The sequence below is a fragment of the Pseudomonas sp. SST3 genome (assembly GCF_003325755.1).
The window spans coordinates 1-2,973 of record NZ_QORI02000196.1; the positions used below are offsets into that span (position 1 = coordinate 1).

Annotated in this window: 1 protein-coding gene and 2 pseudogenes; 1 reads left to right on the plus strand and 2 read right to left on the minus strand. The window is 58.0% G+C overall.

Annotation, left to right across the window (positions count from 1 at the left end; genetic code table 11):
* Positions 1-423: pseudogene (locus tag DQ405_RS26430) on the minus strand (ligase-associated DNA damage response exonuclease); the annotation flags it as partial.
* A 360-nt stretch (positions 424-783) separates the two neighbouring features.
* Here DQ405_RS26430 and DQ405_RS26435 point away from each other — a divergent pair.
* Positions 784-2,085, plus strand: coding sequence for an IS4 family transposase (locus DQ405_RS26435; protein WP_074059269.1), 1,302 nt, complete (start codon positions 784-786; stop codon positions 2,083-2,085).
* Positions 2,086-2,413: 328 nt separating this feature from the next.
* Here the strand turns inward: DQ405_RS26435 and DQ405_RS26440 are convergent.
* Positions 2,414-2,973: pseudogene (locus DQ405_RS26440) on the minus strand (VOC family protein); the annotation flags it as partial.

The following is a 2,973-nucleotide window of genomic DNA, read 5'->3' on the forward strand; positions in this document are numbered from 1 at the left end:
AAATCGGCAGCCCGAATGTGGATTCGGTGATAAAGGTGTGGCAACGCACCGGTTCGAAGGGTGCGCAGGTGCCATCGGGCTCGACCTTATAGTCGCCGGACGCCACCCAGACCTCGCCCTGGTATTCCAGGCGCACCTGGGCCGAGCCCAGAACATGACCGGCTGGATGAAAACTCAAGGTCACGCCGTGAATGCACCAACCGTTCGCCGTAGGCCAGGGTTTGCAGGTTGATGTCCTGGCCCAGGCGCCAGCGCAGGATACCTTCGCCGGGGGGCGGCGGCCAGGTAGTGTTGATTGCCGGTGCGGGCGTGGTCGCCGTGGGCGTGGGTGATGACTGCACGTTCTACTGGGCGCCAGGGGTCGATGTAAAAATCACCGGCAGGGCAGTAGAGGCCTTCGGGGCGGGCGATGACAAGGTCCATGGGGGTGCCGGGGCGGTGGGCTTGTTAGTTATGAGGCGGGGCTGGGTGCAGAAGTTCTATCTGAATGCAGGTTGCAAAGGTGGGCTTGCCTTCGATGTTGGCCTAGAAGCCGACACCTATCCACCTGACACCCCACAATCCAAATGTGGGAGCTGGCTTGCCTGCGATGACGGCCTGACAGTCAACACAGTTGGACCGGGTACATATCCATTCCTGCGGTAACGGCCACTTAGGGTTCCGCTTTTACAGCCAGCCCTTTCAAGGTCTTCTGTAAAATCCCCTGAAATTCATTCAGGGGGTACCTAAACGATGTGGGCGGAAGTTCTAGCGCGTTTCGAAAAAAAAGCACCTGCCAGTGTCATGGCCAAACTGGCGCTGCAGCAGGCTATTGCCCCCGAGTGGATTGATCAGGTTTTCGAAGAACACCGGCAACGGCAGTATTCTCGTGAGCTATTGTTCTCGACCATCATCAAGCTAATGTCCCTTGTTTCATTGGGCTTGAAGCCATCTCTGCACGCCGCCGCGCGACAACTGGAGGACCTTCCGGTCAGCCTGGCGGCTCTCTACGACAAGATCAGTCGTACCGAGCCTGCTCTGTTGCGCGCCCTGATTACGGGCTGTGCACAGCGCCTGGCTCCAACCATCCGGGAGCTGGGCTGCACGGCGATGCTGCCGGGTTGGCAGGTTCGGGTAGTGGACGGTAATCACCTGGCATCCACTGAAAAACGTCTGGGAGCTTTACGCAACGAGCGCGGCGCCGCTCGTCCCGGTTTTTCGGTTGTTGCATACGATCCCGATCTGGATCAGGTCGTCGACCTTCAGGCGTGTGAGGATGCCTACGCAAGCGAGCGCGTTTGTGTGCTGCCTTTATTGGCCAATGCCGAGCCAGGCCAAGTGTGGCTGGCTGACCGGCTTTATTGCACGCTCCCGGTTATGGAGGCTTGTGAGCAAGTCCAAACTTGCTTTGTCATTCGTCAGCAAGCCAAGCATCCACGCTTGATTCAAGAGGGTGAGTGGCAAGAGCCAGTACCTGTGGAAACTGGCACTGTGCGTGAGCAGATCATCCAGGTCAAAGGCGGTTACCAATGTCGGCGTGTCGAACTGACGCTTCATTCGCCAACGGACTCCGGCGACAGCAGCTTGATGTTCTGGAGCAACCTGCCTGAGAGCGTCAGTGCGCAACAGATCGCCGAACTGTATCGCCGCCGCTGGAGCATTGAAGGTATGTTCCAGCGACTGGAAGCGATCCTGGAAAGTGAGATCGAAACCCTTGGCAGCCCAAAGGCTGCCTTACTGGGGTTTGCAACGGCGGTATTGGCTTACAACGTCCTGGCTGTTCTCAAACGCAGTGTTGAACAAGCTCATCGGGATACCCAGCCTGAAGGATGGGAAGCCTCGATTTACCATTTAGCGGTTCAGGTCAGGAGTGGATATGAGGGAATGCAGATTGCGCTGCCCTCGGAACATTTTCCTGTCATTCCGTTGGAAAAACTGGCTCAGCACTTATTGGCGCTTGCCAGAAATATCCAACCTAAACAAGTTGCGAAAAGCCCCCGTGGCCCCAAGGTACCCAAGCCCAAAACATGGGTTAAAGGCACCGCGGTGAATGCGCATGTTTCAACGGACCGGATAATCAAGGCTGCCAAGACGAAAAGACCTTGAAAGGGCTGGCTTTTACAGCGGGTCACTTTTGGAAAAGAGCCCCAAAAGTAACCAAAAGGKCTCTTGCCCCACCACTCGGCACCTCGCTTGGGCTCGGTGTGCCCGTAATCCGCCAGTGATTTGGGGGGCCGCCGCCACGCGCCATCCATGGCGCGGGGCGGCTAAACCGGCATCCCTGCCGGTTTACCCCCCAAATCCCTGTCGAATTCCGGCCAGCGTGGTTTAACGGGGCGCCTAAGATCAAGATCAAAAGCAGATCAAGAGCGACTCGCTTCGCATCGTGGTTACCGTCAAGGCCGTGACGCCTGGCGTTCGGTCTTGCATCCAGTCATTTCAACAGCGTTTCAACACATATATCCATGGAACGCTGCTGCGTCTGCTCATACAACTGCAGCTCATCAATCGTGCTGCGCCCAAGCGCCTGCTCGAAGGCTGCCCGGTTGGAGTTGCCCGCGTAGTGACCCTGCGCCCCATCCCCCAGGTTTGACTGGAAGATTCCCGCCGCACTGACCGGCAGAAAATCCTCGTACACCAGCGGTTCCACCGCCACATGACCGGCGTTGACCAGCGTCTGCAACGTGCGTGGCTGGTCTACCTGGCCGCGTGCCGCCAAGCCCTTGTCGGTGACGAAGTAGCGAAAATACGCCAAGCCCTGCTCACGTATTTGCGGGTAGTTATCGGGGAAGGCATGGAAGTGCTGTTCCATCAATTGCACATAGCGTTCGGCGTTGGCTTTCATTGGGGAATGTGCCGAGTTCGTCGCGGGCGGCGTTCAGCAGTTGGTCGTACAGGGCGCGACCTTTAGGCGTAAGCGCGACGCCGCGTTGTTCGATTTCGCCGAAGCGCGCGCTGTGGCTGCCGTGGGCATCGGTGAAGGCGATGGGTTCG